This is a genomic window from Novosphingobium sp. (assembly GCF_031424035.1).
Lineage (GTDB): Bacteria > Pseudomonadota > Alphaproteobacteria > Sphingomonadales > Sphingomonadaceae > Novosphingobium.
The window spans coordinates 171,385-190,537 of record NZ_JANPGP010000027.1; the positions used below are offsets into that span (position 1 = coordinate 171,385).

Consider the following 19,153-nt stretch of genomic DNA (forward strand, 5'->3'; position numbering starts at 1 on the left):
CGATGTTCCCCCGCCCCAACGCCCGGCACAGCCAGATTGCCTATGTGACGAACGATCTTGATCGGGCGCTGGCGGTCTGGCGCGATACATTCGATGTCCCCGCCTTCCATGTCTTTACCAACGACATGCCGGGACTCGAATCCTCGCACCCGTTTCAGTTGAAGATCGCTCTGGCCAATGTCGGCGGCACCGAGATCGAGTTGATCGAGCCGCTGCATGGTTCTGCGCCGCTTCACTCGGAACCGCTTCCGGCTGACGGCAGATTCGCGATGTGTTTCCATCACGTAGCCATGCGCATCACCGGCAAGCTGACCGACTATGAAGCGCATATGGCCTCACTCGATGCCCAAGCGCATCCCGTGGCATGGACCGGCGGCTTTGCCGATCTGATGCGCTATGCCTACACTGATGAACGAGGCACGCTTGGCCACTATGTCGAACATGTATGGTTCGACGATGATTTCTACGCGCAATTGGCTTCGGCCATACCCGTCTATCCGGCGCGGTGAATTCATGCCGGTAACCAGCCTCAACTTTCGTGATCTTGGCGGCCTTCCAGCGGGAACAGGCCGGATGCGTGAAGGCGTACTTTTCCGCAGCGAAGGGCCGCGCAACTTCAGCAGCGATCAGCTCGCAGTGCTGCAAGGCATGGGCTTTCGCGCCATTGTCGATTTGCGTTCAGCTCGCGAGCGTGAGGAAGCGCCACATGACTGGCACGGGTCAGATTGCCGATGGCTGGGGCTGGACGTAAACGCCGATCTGCGCGTTTTTGGTCACGAAGGCCGGGAGCGTCTGATCAAAGGCCCGGAGCCTGAAATTGCCATTTCAACCATGGCGGAAACCTATCGTGAGGTTGTCAGCGCACTGATGCCTCATTGGCCAGCGATTGCCGGGGCATTGCTCGATGGCGAAGTGCCCATGTTGCTCAACTGCACCGCGGGCAAGGACCGCACTGGCGTAGCGATTGCCCTGCTGCTGGAAATTGCGGGGGTGTCCCGCGAAATCATCGTCGAGGATTATATGCGATCGGCGATTTTCGGCGCGAACCTGGTACGCGATGGTGAAGTCGAGCCGGGCATGATGGCCAGCTTCGGCTTCATGCCCAGTGCGGGACAGATCGAGGCGCTGATCGGCGTGCGAGCTGACTATCTTGAGGCCGTTTGGGACGAGATCAAGCAGCGCTGGTCCGATGTGCCGGGATATTTCGAGGCCGCCGGTCTGGACGGCACAATGCAACAAGGCCTGCGCATGGTGCTGGCAAATTGAACGGCTCCGGCCCCAATCAGAGGAAGATGGACATGAATACTGGCGGAGTTATTGGACTTGGCGGCATCGGCGGCGGCGTCGCTCAGTGCTTGCAGCGTTCTGGGCAATTGGCGGCGATCTATGACGTTCGGGCAGAGGCTGCCGCCAATGTTCCGGGTGCACCGCCGATGTCGGCCACGCCCCGCGAACTTGCCGCTGCGTCTGATTGTGTCTTGATCGCCGTACTGAACGGCGCGCAGACAATCGCGGTGCTCGACGGTCCGGACGGCGTGCTTGCGGCTGGCAAGCCGGGCCAGACGGTGATCCTGCTCTCGACAGTAGCCATGGCCGATCTGGAAGCAGCGCGAGCTCTGTGCGACGCGGCCGGGGTCACCCTGATCGATTGCGGTGTCACCAACGGGCCGAAGTCCGCGCAGAACGGTCTGATCTGCTTGGCGGGCGGCTCTGACGCTGATCTGGCTGCGGCCAAGCCGATCTTCGATGGCTTTGCCCAGCAGGTTATCCATATGGGTGGGCCGGGCGCAGGCATGGCTGCCAAGATCGCACGCAACACCACGTATTTCGGTTGCATGCGCGCAGGGTATGAAGGCGCGGTGATCGCGCGCAACTATGGTGTCGATCTGGACCAGCTGACCATGGCGCTGGCGGGCGATCCCAATTCCGGCGGTGGACTGGAAGGCGCCCTGTCAATGGTGAAGCGACCTGATCCGGCAAACGATCCAGCCGAGACCAAGGTGCGTGAATACTTCCAGATGCTGATGCTCAAGGACCTTGAAGTCGCCATTGCCGAGGCCGCGCGGTTTGGTGCCCGGCTGCCAATGGTCGAACTGATCGTAGAGAACGCCTTGTCGACCTCCGGTCTGGAATACCCCCTTGGCCAGCCGATCGCCGATTGAACCTTCAAATTCGGGAGAAGAGCTATGAATGATGAAAACTGGGCCAAGGGCCTCGAAGTATTTGACGCAGTCTATGGTCCGGGCACATCAGCCATGGTCACACCGTTCAAGGATTCGCCGTTCAATCAGGAAATTGTCGGCAACCAGTTTGCCAACTTGTGGGGGAATGAGGCGTTCACCATCCGCGAAAAGCGCCTGATGGTGCTGGGTGCAACGGCGATGCTCGGGCGGCAGGATCTGGTTGAAATCCAGATGGCTGGCGCGCTGATCAACGGCGAATTCACTGACGAACAGCTTGAGCAGATTCCGCTGTTCCTGCTGTTTTATGCAGGGGCTGGCAATTGCACCGCACTGTTCCGCGGGATCGAGGCGGCCAAGGCGCGGTTCGCAGCGACGAAGAAGGACGCCTGACCATGCGCCCACTCGCCCGCCTGCCGCTCGACAAGGCTGCCTTCCGCGACAAATATGGTCCGTGGGCCGTGATCGCGGGAGCCTCCGAAGGCACGGGCGAATGTTATGCGCGCGAATTGGCCGAGATGGGGATCAATCTGGTCCTCGTCTCGCGCCGCCAGGGCGCGCTGGACCTTCTGGGCGAAGCGCTGAAGGCCGAATACGGCATCGCCTATCGCGCGGTGGCGCAAGACCTGACCGAGGACGGGGCAGGACTGCGGATCGTAGAAGCGGCGGCTGACCTAGATGTCGGGCTTTATATCTCCAACGCCGGGGCTGACGGTTTCGCCAGCTTCTTCGAAGACAGCACCGATGCCGCGCACCGGCTGGTGCGGATGAATATCTCGACGCTGATCGATGCGGCCAACGGCTTTGGTAAAGGCATGCTGGCGCGAGGCCAAAATGGACAAGGGCGCGGCGGGATCATTGTCATGGCATCGGGTGCCGGGCTGGGCGGTCAGCCCAATCTGGTGCTCTATTCCGCGACCAAAGCCTTCGAGATCAACTTCGCGGAATCGCTGTGGGCTGAATACCATGAGCGCGGGATCGACGTGATCGGCATTGCCGCGCCGATCATGCGCACGCCCACTTTGTTGCGCATGGTGCCCGAAGGCTTCGACGTTTCGGACGTCTATGACCCGGCGGACGTGACTCACAATGCGCTCGCCGGACTGCTGGCAGGTGAGCCGCTGCAGATCGTGCCAGACGGGCCCGGGCAGGAGAAGCAGCCGCAGGTGCAGGCAGATCGCAAGGCGCGGCTCGTCGGCTTCGTTGAATTCAACAAGATGTTTACTGGAGGGTGAGCGAAATGGGCCGACTGACAGGCAAGGTAGCAATCGTCACCGGCGGCGGCGGGGGTATCGGTTCGGCAGTGGTTCGCCGCTTCGTGGCCGAGGGGGCGAATGTTGCGGTTGCCGATGTGTTCGCCAATTTGGCAAACGCCGTTGCCGGGCCACTGGGCGATGCGGCCCTGGCCGTACAGTTCGATGCATCTGATCCTGCTTCGGTTGAAGCCATGGTCGAAAAGACCGTCAGCCATTTCGGGCGGCTCGACATCCTGCACAACAATGCGGCGATGACCGATCCGGCCAAGCATCCGCTTGATACCGATGCCGTGACCATCCCCATCGAAATCTGGGACGAGATCATCGACATCAATCTGCGCGGCTATCTGCTCGGCTGCAAATATGCGATTCCGCACATGATCAGGGGCGGCGGCGGTTCGATCATCAACACCGCATCGAACAGCGGTACGGCGGGCGACCTTGCGCGGATAGCCTATGGCGCGTCGAAGGGCGGTATCATCACGCTGACCAAATATGTCGCCACCCAGCACGGCAGGCAAAACATCCGTTGCAATTCGGTCGCCCCCGGCGTGGTCCTGACCGAAGCGCTGGACGCGACGGTTCCCGGCCTCAAGGAAATCATCAAGCGTCACATTCTGACGCCAGAATTCGGCACGCCGGATGATATTGCCGCACTGGTCGCATTTCTGGCATCAGATGAAAGTCGCTATATAACCGGTGAAAATATATCGATTTCTGGCGGCGGATTGTCACACCAGCCGCACTATGCCGATCTGCTGCAACTGATGGAGCAGCACCTTTCATGAGCGCGCCGATACCATGAGCGTCCCTCTGAAAGTTCCTGACCTGGAGCGAGCAGCACGCGAACAGACCGGTCTCGCCGATTTCGGCCCGGATACCGGTTGGCGCGAGGGCTTCGAGCGGTTGGTTGCGGCAGTTGAGGCAATGGCGCCGAATGATCAGCTTCGGCACATGGCCACGCACAATATCGTTGGCCAGTTGGCAACGCGCCTGCGCTTTGTCGAAGATGACCGTATGCACCCGGAAATCGCCGAGCAGGACGTGGGCGATCCGCTGATCGTCATCGGCTTGCCACGCACCGGCACGACGATAAGCTATGATCTGCTGTGCCTTGATCCCGCTGCGCGCGCTCCGCGTGAGTGGGAATGGTACGTTCCCTGGCCGCCACCGGAAGTCGCAACCTTCGCCAGCGATCCGCGGATTGCTCAGGTCACGGCGATGTATGACAACTGGCTGAAACATGCCCCGCAATTGCTTGATATACAGCGCTTTGACTGCACGCAGCCAGGCGAGTGCAACCACGGCATGCAGTATCACTTTGGCAGCACCAACTTTGCGGCGGAACTTGGCGTGCCCGACTTTGCCGAATGGCTGCGTGAGAACCGGGTGGCCGGCCAGTACGTATCGCACAAACGCTTGCTCCAGAACTTCCAGTGGAAGGGGCCAAAGGGGCGCTGGACGCTGAAATCACCGCAACACCTGTTCGATCTGCCCGCGCTGATCGAGGCTTATCCGGGCGCAATGCTGGTGTGGACCCACCGCGATCCGGCGCTGACATTCTCGTCGCTTTCCAGCTTTATTGCCGGGTTTCTTGCAGCGTTCGGCGGCGACAAGGACAAGGCGGCAATCGGCCGCGAAGTCGTGGAAACCTGGATCGCGGCGATGAACCGGGCGCTGGCCGCACGGGCAGACCCGGCGATCGAAGCACGGATAATCGATCTGGCCCACAAGGATGTCGTCACCGATCCGATGGGCGCAGTGCAGCGGATATATCGCAAGTTCGATCTGCCGTTTTCCGATGCGCACGCCGCCCGGATCACTCGCTTTCTGGCGGATAATCCTGCCGCGAAACGTATGGGCAAACACCAGCATTCGCCTGAACAATACAGCATCGACAATGCCGAAGTGCGCACGCGCATGACGGACTATTACGACCGCTTCGGTGATCTTCTGGGGAAACCAGCATGAGCGTGCTCGATCGTTTTCGCCTGGATGGCCGCACAGCAATCCTCACCGGCGTTGGCCCCGGCGTGGGCGAGCATGTCGCCAAGGCCTATGCGGAACTGGGGGCCAATGTCGTAATCTCCGCCCGTTCGCAGGAACGGCTGGATCGGATCGCTGCCGAGATCAATGCGCTGCCGGGTGGACGCGCGCTCGCCGTTGCAGCCGATGCAAGTGAGAAATCCGACCTCGAACGTCTGGTGGCCAAGGCGCGTGAAGCCTTCGGGCCGATCCATATCGTGTTCAACAATGCCGCTGCCGGCGTGGTCTATGCCCACGATGGCGGGCTGTGGGCGAACAGCGATGAGGTCTGGAAAACCGCGATGGACGTCAATGTCATGGCAACCTGGCGGCTGACCGAACTGACCGAGGCGGACATGAAGGCACATGGCAAGGGCTCGATTATCTCGGTACAAAGTTGCGGCGGATTCACGCCGATCCCGCCCGCGGTCGCTTATGGAGTGAGCAAGGCTGCACTGCTGTTTCTGGTACGCGAACTGGCAAAGAGCCAAGCGCCTCACACGCGGATCAACTGTCTGTGTGTCGGATCGATGAGCCCTGATGGGCAGGAGGCGGAAATCCACAAGGGGCTGGGGCTCGCCGAACGCAACGCGATCAAGCGCTTCGGCGCAGCCGACGAAGCGGTGGGAGCCGCGATCCTGCTTGCCAGCGATGCATCCAGCTATACCACCGGCAGCACAGTTTTTACTGAGGGCGGGCGGGTAGGCACCATCTCGTGACCAATCCGCTTTACACAGCAGATCAGGAGACTGCGGAAGAGCTTGCTCTGCGGTTGATCGAGCGGGCTGACGTTCGCGCCGCGCGCGAGGCGGCCCGGCGCGAAATGCGCAACGATCCGGCGGCAGCCCTTCCGGATGGCGCGCTCAGCCTTGACCATGCACTCGACCAATGGGTCCTGGCGCTCGCCATGCGCGAAGCCAATGGCGACACTGCCGCTCCCAAAGTGGTCTGGAACGTCTCCAACCCGCCACGCCACTGGTTCGGGCACAGCTATGGCGGAGCGGCTGTTGCGGTGGACAATCCCGACAATTTCAACCGGGAAATCCCGATCGATGGCGCGGGGCACTATGCCATAGACATTCGCTTTTCTGCCGACCCGCCGCAGTTCAGCGTGGTGATAGAGATTGAGCCCGAGCACCACGCTGGCCTTGGCCGCAATATCGGTGCCCTGACTTTGCAGCAACTTCTGCCGCATTGTGATTGTGATGGCAGGATAACGGTGACCGTGGGGCCGGATGCTGGCGGTCCGCTGCATTTGCAAAGCGAGCCGGGCCGGATCCAGATTTATACGCGAGACAGTCAGGCAGACTGGAATCAACTGCCCGCCGAAGTGACTGTGCGCCGCCTTGATCCGCCTGCTGATTGGCACCCCCGGACCGAGGAGCAGATTGCCGCGAGCGTCGTGGCTGACATGCCAGCGTGGGTAAGCTTCTGGCGCGGGTTCAAGGACGACTTTCTGGGGTATCCAGAACCGAACCGGTTGGTCGGGCCCAACGGCCGCGATGGCAACTGGGGCTATCTGGCCGGGGGCCGCTTTGCCATTGGCGATGACGAAGCGGTGCTGGTCACACTTGATCCGGTGGACAGCTATTACACCGGCTTCCAGATCACCGATCCATGGACCATTGCCCCTGATCCGATGCACCGTCTGGCCAGCATCAACCGGTCGCAAGTGACCCCGAACGCAGATGGCACAGTGACCTATGCTGTTTCACTGGCCGATCCCGGTGTCGCCAACTGGATTGACACTTGCGGCCTGCACGAAGGCTGGATGCTGACGCGCTGGCAAGGTGTGCCCGCAGATCCGCCGCTGGATCGCATGATTCGCGAGGTTCGCCTGGTGAAACTGGATGCGATCCCGCCTGAAATCCTGCGTATCGATCTGGATGGGCGGCGCACGCAGATGGCGGAGCGGGCAAAAGCCTTTGCCCAACGGACGAGCGCGAAAGGGTGGAGCGATGCAGCCTGAAGGTTCGATCATCGAGCTGTGCCATGTCACCCGCGACCTTGACGCGGCGCTGCTGCACTGGACCCGCGATCTGGGGGCAGGGCCGTTCTTCGTGTTCGATGTGCCCGTGCTACCCGGTCAGCTCTATTACGGCGTCCCGACCGAGGTTGCGATGCGGGTGGGCTTCGGGTTTTCCGGAGGCGTGCTGATCGAACTGCTTGAGCAGACCAATGACGGTGCGTCGCCGTTCCGCGATTTTCTGGAACAGCACGGCGAAGGCTTGCACCACATCATGCCACGTGGCGAATACGATGCCGACCATGCGCGGCTCAGTGCGGCAGGGCACCAAGTGGCCTATGCCGGACAAATGCCATCGGGTGAGCGATTTTGCCTGTTCGATACGCGGGCGCTGAACGGCGCCTATGTCGAGCTCATGGAATTGTCAGAGGCAATGCTTGGTTCGCTGGCCCTGATGGCAAAGGCCCATGCCACCTGGGACCGGGTATCCGACCCCGTCCGTCCGATGTCGCGGCTGGCGGAATACGCGGCCTAAAGCTTGGCACTGCCCATCTGGGCGAAAAGCTTCTGGAAATCGGCATAACTGGGCTGGTGGGCGGTAACGCCGCCGTCGATTGGGATCGCCGCTCCGGTAATGAAGCTGCTTTCATCGCTGGCAAGGAAGGCCACCAGATTGGCGATGTCTTCGGGCTGGCCGAGTTGCGGCGTTAGGTGATGCGAGAGCAGGATATCCTTGATCACGTCGGGCGTCGATTCCACCGCCAGTGGTGTCAGCACGAAGCCGATGACCATGCAGTTTGAGCGCACGTTCTGTTTGCCATACTGGGTAGCAATCATCCGGTTGAGCTGGATCAGCGCTGCCTTTGAAGACCCATAGGCGGTCAGGGTCGATTCGCCCTGTACGCCAAAGCCCGAAGCGCTGTGGATGATCGAGCCGCCGCCTGCTGCGATCATGTGTGGAATGACGTGCTTGCTCATCAGCATCGCGCCGCGCACGTTGACCGCCATGGCCATGTCCCATGCAGCAACATCGAGGTTGACCACATCGAGGTCTTTCTGACGCTGGGCATCGTTCTGGATCGCTGCATTGTTGTGCAGCACGTCGATCCGGCCGAACTGAGCGACCACAGCGTCCGCCAGGGCCTTAACCGAAGCTTCGTCGGTCAGGTCGACCGCCATTGCGACCGCGCTGGAGATATTAGCGGCGGCAGCTTTGGCTGCCGCTGCGTCGATATCGGCGAGCACAACTGTCGCTCCGTCCGCAGCCAGACGCCGGGCCGATGCCGCACCAATGCCGCCACCTGCGCCGGTCACCAATGCGATCTTTCCGTCAAGTCTGCCAGTCATGCCTCAATCCCTTTATTCCTGTTCTGTCCGCCACATGGGCCTTTCGGCGTGACCTGCCAAAGGAAAGGTCAGCTCCGATGAGCCTTGGCTAGACGCTGCACCATCACTGGACAGAGGACGCCGTCATGCCAAGTACCATCGTCCCGATGCCGGTCATGCCTGCGCCCGAGCCGGCTGGGTCGATCTTCCTGATCGGTACTTGCGTGATTCTGGCAGCGATTTTGCTGTGGTGGGCTGTGGGCGGTGAACGCCAGCGGCGGGGCTGGATCATGCCGCTGATCTTCGCCGGCACGGCGCTCTCGGCCGTGATGATCGAGCCGATCTATGACAATACGCTGCTCTACTGGTATCCGGACGAGAACAATCTGGCCTTCTTCCGGGGCTATGAACGCACAATCCCGTGGTTCGTGCCGCTGGGCTATGCCTGGTTCTTCGGCAGTTCGGCCTATCTGGTCTGGCGAGTGATCGAAAGCGGGGCGTCGGCATCGCGTATCTGGCAGCTGTTCGTCGCAACGGTCTTCGTTGACTGGTTAGCCGTTTCGATCTGCGAGTGGCTCGAACTCAGTGCCTTCTATGGCAATCAGCCGTTTCACATCTTCGGCTCGCCGCTGTGGTTTTCGTTCTGCGATGCAACGGGCGGATTTGTGCTGGGGGCGGCGCTGGCGCTGTTCGTGCCGCATTTGCCCGGAGCCAAGCGCCTCTGGCTGATGTTGCTGCCCAGCTTCACCTACGCTTCGACCCTGGGATCGACCACCGCGCCGGTATCGCTGGCCCTCAATTCAGGCTGGTCCACACCGACGGTCTGGGCAGCAGGTGCGGCAACGATGGCTCTGTGCATGGTTGCCATCCATGTGATAGCGCAGATGTCGGAAAGGCGGAGACCATAGCCGCCGAGGGGGAAGTCCGAATGAAACGATTTTCCGGCCGCGACTGGTGGTTCATCGTGCTGCTTGGCACGATCTACATGGCCAATTTCATCGACCGGATGATCATCTCCGTGGTCGGAGAACCGATCCGCCGAGAATTTGGGCTTAGCGACCTGCAACTGGGCGTGATGGGCGGGGTGGCTTTTGCCCTGTTCTATGGCGGCATCGGTATCCCGATTGCCCGACTGGCCGAGCGGGTGAGCCGGGTTGGCATTGTCGCGGTGGCGACGACTCTCTGGTCAGTCATGACCATGTTGTCGGGCGCAGCGACCAGTTACGCACATTTGCTGCTGGCCCGGATGGGGGTCGGCATTGGCGAGGCGGGTTTCACGCCGCCGGTCGTATCGATGATTGCTGACCGTTTCGATGCCGACAAGCGGGCAACGGTTTTTTCGCTGATCGCTGTCGGGGTGTCGGTAGGCGGGGCCGTTGGCGCGCTTGTCGGGGGCTGGATCGCGCAGACCCACGGCTGGCGAATGGCCTTCCTCGTCATGGGCGGGCCAGGAGTGCTGCTTGCCTTGCTGTTATGGCTGACCATTCGCGAACCGGCGCGCCGCCATGCCGACGCAGCCGCGCCGCCTCTGCGTGAGGTTTTGCGCCTTGTCGGACGTTCACCTTCGTTTGTCGGCTTCACGGTGGGCAGCGGCATGGTGGCGCTCGTGGGTTTTGGTCTGAACCTGTTCCTCATCCCGCTGCTTATCCGGCGCTTCGGATTCGATCTCAAGTCGGCGGCGCTGACCTTTGCGCTGACCTTCAGCATGGCGACCGCGCTGGGCGGTGTGGTCGGCGGTGTACTGGCGGACCGTCTGGCTGCGCACCATCACCGCCGCTATGGCCTGCTTCCGATCGCGAGTTCGGCGCTGGCCCTGCCGCTCTATCTGGCCGCCATTTATCAGGATGACTGGCGGATCATGGCCGCTTTGCTTTTTGCTGCCACCTTCAGTCTTTACGCCTTTTTGCCGACCATCATGACCGTGACGCAGCGACTGGTCGAACCGCGCATGAGGGCGACTGCGGCCGCGATCCACGCGTTTGGCCAGACGGTGTTCGGACTGGGACTGGGGTCGGCCTTTCTAGGCTGGATGAGCGACTGGTTGGCCAGGCGCGCTTTCGGATCGGGCTATGCCGAGGCGTGCCTTGCTGCACGAGAACAGGGTCCGACTGCACTGTGCCAAGCCGCTTCGGGCACCGGGCTGCAGCAGGCACTTCTCTTGCTGGGTCTGTTTCTGTTGTTGGCTATCGCCTGCTATTGGATAGCGGCCAAGTCCATCGCGGGCGAGATTGCGGCAATCGAAAGTCAGCGCGATCTATGATCTGCTTTCAATCCAGTCGTTAAGCCGCGCCCAGTGAGCAGTTCGCGTTCCGGCGAAGTTCTGACAATGCGCGGCCGCTTCTACGATCTGCAATTCAACCGAAGGTGAACCGCTGAAATAGGCGGGCTCTTTCTCGGGTGCAGGGCTGGTGTCGACCGCGCTTTGCACCACAAGTACGGGCACTGCGATAAGCGCTGCCGCCGCGTGCACGATCCCCGGCGTCAGCGCTTCTCTACCCAGGGTGACAGGTGTGGTTGATCCGTGCGCCTCGTCGGCTTCGATCAGCGCCAAGGAAACGTCATCGGCATAGAACAGCCGCCTCATCGGTTCACGCGGGGTGGCAATGTAGCCGCTGGAACTCAGACCATCCAGCAAACTGGCTACATCCGTATCGCCCAGGATCATCGGTTCGTTGGCCCAACCCAGTACGGCCACCCGGTTCATTTGCCGGTGCGCTGCGGCTTGTGCAATGATCATCATCCCGCCCATCGAATGGCCTACGCCGGTCACGTCGACCGGGCGCCCCCATTGGCTGACAATCTGTCGCAGAGCTTCGGCGTGGGCCGCAGCGATCATGGCGCCGCTCAGGTCGCTTTCCGGTTCCGGACGGGTGCTCTCTCCCATGCCCAACATGTCGATCGCCAGAACTGCTTTGCCCTGATCGGTGAACCAGTGGGCAAAGCTATAGCTTTCATCGGCAAATGGTGGATGCCAGTAGCCCCGGGTGTAGCCGCCACCATGGACAGCGAAGATCAGGTTTGAAGGCCGATCGTCCATGTCGTCTGGCAGGTGCAGTGTCGAGGCGATCAGAGTCTCCCTCGCAAGGCCGGTAACCGAGGTGACGTCGAGCATTATGTCTGTGGATTTCATTGGGCGGCGGTCCCTATTGCGGTTGGCAGCTTGGACAGGAGTGCTCGCTGTCCACCTGTCGCCCGGCAGGTTGCGCGGGGCAGGGATCAGCAAGAACAACCCAGAAGGAAAGAGGATGCCGGATATGGCTGGCGATGGCCTTGAATGGGAAAAACTGATTGATGGCCTGCGCCCGCTGGGTGAAGCCATGCGCCGCCGCGTGCCGGAACGGCTGCGCAGCAATCCCCAGATCATGGCAGAATCGATGCGACTGCTGTTGTCAGGCGTAACGCGGGCAACCAACGATGCCCTTGTCGGTGACCGGCGGCATCCGATGTTCGTACCCGAACTGAACATCGGGCAGAACATTTTCCAGCCCAATGCCGATACAATCTACAAGGCCTGCCTGATCGAAAAGGGCGGCTCCTATGTTATCAAGGGAGATCGCGGCACTGTGCGCATGGTGATCCTGGCACAGATGGGGCCGGATACATTGCGCACCGGCCAGCACCATCCGCTGCTGGGTCAGATCGATTTCGACAGTTTGGTACTGGACGCAAACTGCCATTTCGAGCTGGTGATCTCGCCCGTGCGACCGGCCGGATATACTGGTGACTGGCGACAGCTTGACCCCCTCTGCGAAAAATTCATGGTCCGCGTGGTCAGCTGCGATTGGGCCGTTGAGCGTGAGCCGCGCTTCGGAATTGCCCGGCTGGATGTGGATGTTGCCAAGGGACGTCCTTCCACCGAAACCCTGCACCATGCCTTTGGCGAAATTCCTGGAATCGTCGGCGTCTGTGCGCTGGCTTTTCCGACCCATGTCGAGGAATTGCGAGAGCAGGGGCATCTCAACACCTTGAAGATTTTCGATGTCTCCCAGATGTCGGGACTTGCCGGGCAGTTCTATTATGAAGGCGCTTATGATCTGGCCGACGATGAGGCTCTGATCACCGAGGTCAAGGTTCCGGCCAAGTACCGCTATTGGTCAATCATTCTGACCAACGCGCTTTATGAGACGACAGACTGGTACAACAATCAAGCCAGCCTCAACGACAAGCAGGGTGTGGTGGATAGCGATGGCGTATTCCGCACCGTCATCTCAGCCCGCGATCCGGGTGTTCACAACTGGCTCGACACTTCAGGATACTCTTCTGGTGCGGTCCAGGGGCGGTGGTTTGAAGCGAGCGAAAAGCCAATGCCATCGATGAAGAAAGTCAAACTGGCGGATGTCGATCAGCACCTGCCTGCCGATATAAAGCGCGTAACCCTGGCTGAGCGCGCCATTGCATTGCGCAATCGCCGCCTTGCCGCCCAGATGCGTATCATCTGGTAACTGGAGCAAATCATGACCACCGAAACCCTCCCGCCCCACGTCCCTGCCGAGAAGGCGATGCGGCTCCCCTATTTCGCCCGCGAGATCGTGAAGGAATGCCCGCAGGAAACCCTGATCCCTGAAATGCACCGCACCTTGGGGCCGATCACATATGTCACCAACATCTTCCCCGGTGACAAGCCAGGCTGGCTGCTGACCGGTTATGACGATACCATGGCCATGCTGCGCGATGCCGATAATTACACCAAGAATGGCATGGGCCAGTGGTCACAGTCCATTGGTGAAAACTGGCTGGTGGTGCCCACCGAAGTCGATCCGCCGATGCATGCGTTCTATCGCAAGGCCTTGAATCCCAACTTCTCGCCCCAGAAAATGGCGGCAATGAAGGATGACCTGCGCCGCCGCGCTGGTGATTTGATCGACAAGTTCAGGACCCGCAAGGACTGCGATTTCGTCAACGAATTTTCGGAACGCTACCCGATCTATATCGTGCTCGATCTGTTGGGCCTGCCTCAGGATCGCATGGCTGAGTTTCTCGTCTGGGAAAAGGACATGCTCCATTCCAACGACTGGGAGGTGCGTAGCAGCGCGGTGCGCAATGCAGTCGGTTATCTCAAAACGGAGATTGCTGAACGCCGCAAGGCGCCGCGCGATGACTATATGTCAAAGATCTTCGAGTTCGAGGCAGAGGACGGCCGCAAATGGAACGATGAGGAAGTGCTGGGCCACTGCTTCAACCTGTTTCTCGGCGGGCTGGATACGGTGACTTCGCTGCTTGGAAACATCTTTGCCCATCTCGCTCGGCATCCGGCGCAGCAGCAGGAATTGCGTGACCATCCGGAACGTATCATTCTCGCTGTCGAAGAGTTTCTGCGGGTCTATGGCCCCGTCACGGCTTTCCGTATCGCCGCCCGCGAAATCGAATTGCATGGGCAGAAGATCATGCCCGGCGATTACGTTTCAGTGGCAACACCGGTGGTCAATCAGGATCCTGCACTGCACGATAATCCATCCGAAGTGCGCTTTGACCGCAAGGCGGCCCATGTTGCCCTTGGGGGAGGTATCCACAAGTGCCTGGGAATGCATCTGGCCCGGCTGGAACTGCAGACGGCGCTTGAGGAATTCCTCAAGGCTATTCCGCAGTTCCGCCTCAAAGACGGTTTCGAGGTGGGCTATTTCGTCGGCAACATCACCTTCGTGCCGCAGCTTGAATTGCAGTGGGACTGACCTGTCAAGCCGGATGCATATCCACGTGAAAGCGTGACAGGCGCAGGGCGGCGATCTTCCATTCGCCGCCCTCGCGCCGATAGGTTTCATGGTACTGGCCATAGCCGGTGATCGAAGCCACGCCGGGAATGGGAGACTTTCCGTCCTTCCAGGCGACACGATCCTGCATGGCCCAAACACCCTTTGCAGCGTCGGTGCCGTCAAGCGTGATTTCAGGGGTATGGACCTGATGGCTGGTTGCAGCGTGATCGACGGCAAACCGAACCTGAGCGATGATCGCCGCCGTTCCGGTGATTGGCGGGTTGCCTGTGTCCTGGCTCACATCCATCACCGCATCGTCGGTAAATAATGCGGCAAATCCTGCCCAATCCTTGGTGTCCAGCAAACGGCAGTAGCGCGCCTTGACTGCGCGAATGGCCTCTATGGCGAGCAGGCTGTCCAGGGCGTCCATGGCGATCTCCTTTGCCCGTTGTCTGCCTTAGGGTTCATCCTTTGGCACCCTGCCTTCGGGCAGGTTGATTGTTTGCCGGGCACTTGGATTATGTCCGACAATCGCGATCAACGCGCAAGGATGACTGAGATGATGCAAGAGCCAGGCGCACAGGCCCTGTTTGACAAGTTCGGCACCTATATCCTGCCAGGCCGGGTTGATGATCCGCGCCGCGGCATTGATGAGGCATTGGAGGCTGAGCGCATCGGACTTGGAGCGGTCTGGATCTCCGAACGGTTCGCCCTCAAGGAGCCGGCGGTTCTGGCTGGTGCCGTCAGCGAGGCAACGTCTCGTATCCGAATCAATGGGACGTTTTACGCAACCATGCGTCACCCGCTGGTTACGGCCAGCATTGCCAACATGATGCAGGCGATGAGCGACAATCGCTTTGGCGTGATGTTCGCCCGGGCCGTCCCCGCCTACATGAAGATGATGGGCGCGCCCGCCATAACGATGGAGCGGCTGGCCGATTATATCAGCATTTTTCGCCGCCTCTGGGATGGTGAGGATGTCAGTTACGATGGCCTGCTGGGAAAATTTCCATCGCTCAAGCTGACCGATATGCACAAGGGCCCCAAACCACCGATCATATTTACCGCGATCGGCCCGAAAAGCCTGGAATTTGCCGGACAGCACTGTGATGGTGTGCTGCTGCATCCCTTTGTCTCGCCAACTGGCGTCAAGAATAGCGCAAGGATCGTTCGCGATGCAGCCGAAAAGGCGGGCCGCGATCCGATGTCAGTTCGCATCTACCACAACATTATTGTCGCACCTGATCTGCCGAAGGACGAAGAGGATGCCGTGGTGCGAGGGCGTGCCATCACCTATTTCGAATTGCCCGGCTTTGGTGACCTGATCGTCGAAATCAATGAATGGGATAAGGGCGTGCTCGATCAGATCCGTGCCCATCCGAAGATCGCCGGCCTGAATGGCAAGCCCGCCGATCAGGCCTATACTCGGCAGGAACTGGTGGATGTGGGACAGCTGCTGCCGCAAAATTGGATTGACGAAGGTGCGGCAGTCGGCACTGCGGCGCGATGCGCTGATCAGTTGATGACCTATCTGGATGCGGGCGCGGATGAAATCCTGCTCCATGGCGCCGGGCCGAAGGATATGGGGCCGCTGACCACTGAACTGAAGCGCGCACTGGCGGCAAAGGGGCTCTGATCATGGCACTGACCGCGGATGAGGTGCAGGACCGGCTGCGCGATTGGCTGGAAGCAAATGTCGGTGGCTGGAGCAACGTCCGGTTGCGGCCACTGGAAGTGTCCCTGGGATCAGGCTTTTCTGCGGAAATCTTTTTTGTCGATGTCGATTATGACGATGCCACCGGCGCGCAGACACGCACGCTGGTGGTGCGCCGTCAGCCCACCGATCTGGAAGTCGTTCTGGGTTCCAGTCTGGAACTGCAAGGCCGGATGATGGCGGCTCTGGACCGGCTGAAGCTGGCTCCCGTGCCGGACTGGATCGGTATGGAGCTTGATCCGGCGGTGCTGGGTAACCCGTTCCTCATCATGGGCCGGGTCGATGGTCAATCGGCTACCCAGAACCCCAACTACAACTCCACCGGATGGATCGCCGACATGACACCCGCTCAGCGCGGTGCGACGTGGAAGAATGCGATCGAGGCTTTTGCCCAGTTGAGCCGGATTGACTGGCAATCCGATGGCTTTGCCTTCCTTGCCCGCGCCGATTGGGGCCAGCCGGGGCTGGACCAGTACCTCGGCCATATCGAGGCCTGGTATCACGGTTGCCGCAAGGGCCGGCTTATGCCCACCGTTGATGCAGCGATCGCCTATATCCGTGAACATGAACCCAAGGGTACGCCGGTCAACGTACTGTGGGGCGATAGCACCCCGTCCAACGTCATGTTCCGCCCCGATGGCAGTGTCAGCGGGCTGATTGATTGGGAACTGGCGGCGATGGGGCCATCCGAGCTTGATCTTGCCTGGTGGCTCTACTTCGATGACCTGTTCAGCAGGCGCTTCGGCGTTGCGCGTCTGGATGGACTGCCCACGCGTGATGAGAGCATCGCGATCTGGGAGGCAGCGGTCGGGCGCAAGGCGCAACATCTGGAATACTATGACGTTGTCGTTGCCCTGCGCATGGCGCTGGTGGTTGTTGGTGCGTTCGACCGGCAGGTCGGCGTCGGTAACATCCCGCCAGACAACAAATCGCTCAACTCCAATTTCATGACGCTTTACCTGGCCGAGCGGCTGGGCATGGACTTGCCGGAACTGGGCCCGGATTTCTATGCCTTCATGAGCAACATGACCCCAGTAGATCAGAAGGATGATTGACCATCCGGACTGATCAGCGCCAGCCCGTTGTCGATCACAAGCACATCGCGCTCGGCTGCATAAGCGCGGAATTGCAGGGTCGATCCTTGCTGCCAGATGGCCGTGCGGATTGTGTCTCCGGGAAAGACCGGGTTGGTGAAGCGCACGCCAATTTCGCGCAGCATCGCTGGCTTGCCGCCGCAGCAGGCATGGATCAATGCGCGGGCCGTTACCCCCATCGTCGAAAGACCGTGCAGGATCGGACGTTCAAAACCGGCAGAACGGACGAATTCCGGATCGATGTGCAGCGGATTGCGATCGCCTGAAAGGCGGTAGATTGCGGCCTGATTGGCCGATGTCGGCAAGTCGATCCGATAATCCGGCGCGCGATCAGGCACGGCAGGCAAAGATTCGCCAGGCAGATCGCGGGGGCCGCCAAAGCCGCCGGCACCGCGCACGATCCACGTTTCCACGGCTTCAGCCATTAACGTTCCGCCCGGGGTGCGCAGCTCTTTTACCGAACGGACCAGCGCCGGTTTTCCTGCGCCTTTATCGGCCAGATCGGTGACCTGGGTCTCACCGATTAGCGTTCCCGAAGGATCAAGCGGCTGGAACAGGCGCAGCCTCTCCTCGCCGTGCATGACATTGGCCCAATCGATCCCGCTGGCCGGGTCCATTCCCCAGAACCCCGGTGAGCCGAGCACGACTCCCATAGTGGGCAGCACCTGTATCTGCCGCTCATAAAGGAAAGCGGTATCATCAACTTCGTCGCTCAAACCAGCACCGACACCCAAGGCATAGAGGATTACATCGCGCGGGTCATAATCGTCACGCGCCTGCGGAATGGGGTAGGCGCGCAGTCTTTCGATATCGAGCGGCGTAGTCATCGGGCGAAAGCCTTGCTCAGGGCGCGCAGCGAGTCATTATCGGCGCGCTTGGTAGCGGCGGCTTCGCCCGCAATGCGGAAGCCGTGGAAGCAGCCGGGATAGACGATGAGTTCCGCCGGAACCCCTGCTCGGATCAATCGCGCGGTGTAAGCCAGACATTCGTCGACAAACAGGTCGAGCGCGCCGACCATGATATAGGCGGGCGGCAATCCGGTCAGGTCATCGGCCCGAGCGGCCGAGGCATAGGGTGATGTTGAACCGGCCAGATAAGCCGCCCGGCAGAATTCGCTGTTTTCAGCGCGCCAGATGAATTCGCCAGTGAACGGATTGGGCGGATCGGGCAGCCGGTCATCGAGCCGTGGCATTTCCAGGTGCTGAAAGGCAATGGCATATTCACCGCGATCACGCGCCATATGGCACAGCGAAGCGGCCATGGCACCGCCGGCGCTTTCACCGCTGACAGCGACGCGAGCGCGGTCGATGCCCAGTTCATCCGCCATTTCGTTCAGCCAGCGCAGGGCGGCATATGCATCATCCATAGGGCCGGGGAATGGTGTTTCGGGGGCGAGGCGATAATCAACCGACAGGACCAGACAATCGAGTCTTGCGGCCCAGCGCATCAGTTGCGGCAGGTTCATCTCGGGCGTCCCCAGAACGTGGCCGCCGCCGTGAAAATGAAGGATAACCGGGGCCTTGGCAGGCAAGGCGAGCGGCTGGATCAACAGGCAACGGATGGATCGGTCACCCTCGCCCGAGGGAATGAAAATCTCGCGCTTCTCGACCTGGAGGTCGGGCAGAGGCTGCGAAGTGAGCATTCCGGTAATACCGGCGCGGATAGCGGGCAAGGCTTCAGGCGAAAGGTTCATCGCCGGAAAGCTGTCTAACAGTGGCAACAGTTCCGGATCGACAAGATGGCGCGTTGAAACCGTACTCATTGCATTCTCCCGAGGCAGGCGTCCGTCCCATGAAGTGCTCTGCGTGTGCACCCTCCTGTCTTGAGACAGGTCGAATATCGCCTGGCTTGTCGCAGTGAATTCTTGGCGGCAGGATAGGAACGATGCGTAAGGTGGAATAC

21 protein-coding genes are annotated in these 19,153 nt (G+C 60.5%); 16 read left to right on the forward strand and 5 right to left on the reverse strand.

Annotation, left to right across the window (positions count from 1 at the left end):
- The first annotated feature begins 2 nt into the window (after positions 1 to 2).
- Genes RMO89_RS04135 through RMO89_RS04180 form a run of 10 tightly spaced genes read left to right on the forward strand, consistent with a single transcriptional unit; the run spans position 3 to position 7,962 of the window.
- The gene (locus RMO89_RS04135) at positions 3 to 509 is read left to right on the forward strand and encodes a VOC family protein (protein ID WP_264415373.1); all 507 of its coding nucleotides are present in this window, start codon (positions 3 to 5) and stop codon (positions 507 to 509) included.
- A 4-nt stretch (positions 510 to 513) separates the two neighbouring features.
- Complete coding sequence (locus RMO89_RS04140) at positions 514 to 1,266, forward strand: tyrosine-protein phosphatase (RefSeq protein ID WP_310531365.1); 753 nt, start codon at positions 514 to 516, stop codon at positions 1,264 to 1,266.
- 26 nt (positions 1,267 to 1,292) lie between these two features.
- Positions 1,293 to 2,162 carry an NAD(P)-binding domain-containing protein gene (locus tag RMO89_RS04145; RefSeq protein WP_310531366.1) on the forward strand — a complete coding sequence of 290 codons (870 nt, stop codon included), beginning with the start codon at positions 1,293 to 1,295 and terminating at the stop codon, positions 2,160 to 2,162.
- A 24-nt stretch (positions 2,163 to 2,186) separates the two neighbouring features.
- On the forward strand, positions 2,187 to 2,573 hold the full coding sequence (locus tag RMO89_RS04150; RefSeq protein ID WP_310531367.1) for a hypothetical protein: 387 nt from the start codon (positions 2,187 to 2,189) through the stop codon (positions 2,571 to 2,573).
- A 2-nt stretch (positions 2,574 to 2,575) separates the two neighbouring features.
- Complete coding sequence (locus RMO89_RS04155; RefSeq protein ID WP_310531368.1) at positions 2,576 to 3,415, forward strand: SDR family NAD(P)-dependent oxidoreductase; 840 nt, start codon at positions 2,576 to 2,578, stop codon at positions 3,413 to 3,415.
- A gap of 5 nt (positions 3,416 to 3,420) precedes the next feature.
- Positions 3,421 to 4,224, forward strand: a complete 804-nt coding sequence (locus RMO89_RS04160) for an SDR family oxidoreductase (RefSeq protein WP_310531370.1) — start codon at positions 3,421 to 3,423, stop codon at positions 4,222 to 4,224.
- 13 nt (positions 4,225 to 4,237) lie between these two features.
- Positions 4,238 to 5,407: a sulfotransferase gene (locus RMO89_RS04165; RefSeq protein WP_310531371.1), complete on the forward strand. Its 1,170-nt coding sequence runs from the start codon at positions 4,238 to 4,240 to the stop codon at positions 5,405 to 5,407.
- Positions 5,404 to 6,180, forward strand: a complete 777-nt coding sequence (locus RMO89_RS04170) for an SDR family oxidoreductase (protein ID WP_310531373.1) — start codon at positions 5,404 to 5,406, stop codon at positions 6,178 to 6,180. The genes RMO89_RS04165 and RMO89_RS04170 overlap by 4 nt, the downstream gene beginning before the upstream one ends.
- Entirely contained in the window at positions 6,177 to 7,430 is a 1,254-nt protein-coding gene (locus RMO89_RS04175) for a hypothetical protein (RefSeq protein WP_310531374.1), read from the forward strand. Before RMO89_RS04170 ends, RMO89_RS04175 begins: the two co-directional genes overlap by 4 nt.
- Entirely contained in the window at positions 7,420 to 7,962 is a 543-nt protein-coding gene (locus RMO89_RS04180; protein WP_310531375.1) for a VOC family protein, read from the forward strand. Before RMO89_RS04175 ends, RMO89_RS04180 begins: the two co-directional genes overlap by 11 nt.
- Here RMO89_RS04180 and RMO89_RS04185 read toward each other — a convergent pair.
- Complete coding sequence (locus tag RMO89_RS04185; protein WP_310531376.1) at positions 7,959 to 8,774, reverse strand: SDR family oxidoreductase; 816 nt, start codon at positions 8,772 to 8,774, stop codon at positions 7,959 to 7,961. The two genes, RMO89_RS04180 and RMO89_RS04185, sit on opposite strands and share 4 nt — an antisense overlap.
- 125 nt (positions 8,775 to 8,899) lie before the next feature.
- On the opposite strand from RMO89_RS04185, the gene RMO89_RS04190 reads away from it, so the two are divergent.
- Together RMO89_RS04190 and RMO89_RS04195 are read left to right on the forward strand one after the other, a co-directional pair.
- Positions 8,900 to 9,661, forward strand: a complete 762-nt coding sequence (locus tag RMO89_RS04190; RefSeq protein WP_264415384.1) for a hypothetical protein — start codon at positions 8,900 to 8,902, stop codon at positions 9,659 to 9,661.
- A gap of 20 nt (positions 9,662 to 9,681) precedes the next feature.
- Positions 9,682 to 11,013, forward strand: coding sequence for an MFS transporter (locus tag RMO89_RS04195; protein WP_264415385.1), 1,332 nt, complete (start codon positions 9,682 to 9,684; stop codon positions 11,011 to 11,013).
- Here RMO89_RS04195 and RMO89_RS04200 read toward each other — a convergent pair.
- Positions 11,008 to 11,883 carry an alpha/beta fold hydrolase gene (locus RMO89_RS04200; protein ID WP_310531379.1) on the reverse strand — a complete coding sequence of 292 codons (876 nt, stop codon included), beginning with the start codon at positions 11,881 to 11,883 and terminating at the stop codon, positions 11,008 to 11,010. The two genes, RMO89_RS04195 and RMO89_RS04200, sit on opposite strands and share 6 nt — an antisense overlap.
- A gap of 115 nt (positions 11,884 to 11,998) precedes the next feature.
- Here RMO89_RS04200 and RMO89_RS04205 point away from each other — a divergent pair, with 115 nt between their 5' ends.
- Together RMO89_RS04205 and RMO89_RS04210 are read left to right on the forward strand one after the other, a co-directional pair.
- Complete coding sequence (locus RMO89_RS04205; protein ID WP_310531381.1) at positions 11,999 to 13,195, forward strand: hypothetical protein; 1,197 nt, start codon at positions 11,999 to 12,001, stop codon at positions 13,193 to 13,195.
- 12 nt (positions 13,196 to 13,207) lie between these two features.
- Positions 13,208 to 14,422, forward strand: a complete 1,215-nt coding sequence (locus tag RMO89_RS04210; RefSeq protein WP_264415388.1) for a cytochrome P450 — start codon at positions 13,208 to 13,210, stop codon at positions 14,420 to 14,422.
- Between the two features lie 4 nt (positions 14,423 to 14,426).
- Here RMO89_RS04210 and RMO89_RS04215 read toward each other — a convergent pair whose 3' ends face one another.
- Positions 14,427 to 14,873 carry a nuclear transport factor 2 family protein gene (locus tag RMO89_RS04215; protein WP_310531384.1) on the reverse strand — a complete coding sequence of 149 codons (447 nt, stop codon included), beginning with the start codon at positions 14,871 to 14,873 and terminating at the stop codon, positions 14,427 to 14,429.
- A 72-nt stretch (positions 14,874 to 14,945) separates the two neighbouring features.
- Here RMO89_RS04215 and RMO89_RS04220 point away from each other — a divergent pair, with 72 nt between their 5' ends.
- Together RMO89_RS04220 and RMO89_RS04225 are read left to right on the forward strand one after the other, a co-directional pair.
- Positions 14,946 to 16,079, forward strand: a complete 1,134-nt coding sequence (locus tag RMO89_RS04220) for a TIGR03857 family LLM class F420-dependent oxidoreductase (RefSeq protein ID WP_310531386.1) — start codon at positions 14,946 to 14,948, stop codon at positions 16,077 to 16,079.
- Positions 16,080 to 16,081: 2 nt separating this feature from the next.
- The gene (locus RMO89_RS04225; RefSeq protein ID WP_310531388.1) at positions 16,082 to 17,212 is read left to right on the forward strand and encodes a phosphotransferase family protein; all 1,131 of its coding nucleotides are present in this window, start codon (positions 16,082 to 16,084) and stop codon (positions 17,210 to 17,212) included.
- Here the strand turns inward: RMO89_RS04225 and RMO89_RS04230 are convergent.
- Positions 17,197 to 18,078, reverse strand: coding sequence for a MaoC/PaaZ C-terminal domain-containing protein (locus RMO89_RS04230; protein ID WP_310531389.1), 882 nt, complete (start codon positions 18,076 to 18,078; stop codon positions 17,197 to 17,199). The genes RMO89_RS04225 and RMO89_RS04230 overlap by 16 nt on opposite strands.
- Entirely contained in the window at positions 18,075 to 19,013 is a 939-nt protein-coding gene (locus RMO89_RS04235) for an alpha/beta hydrolase (RefSeq protein ID WP_310531391.1), read from the reverse strand. Before RMO89_RS04235 ends, RMO89_RS04230 begins: the two co-directional genes overlap by 4 nt.
- Positions 19,014 to 19,153: the final 140 nt, after the last annotated feature.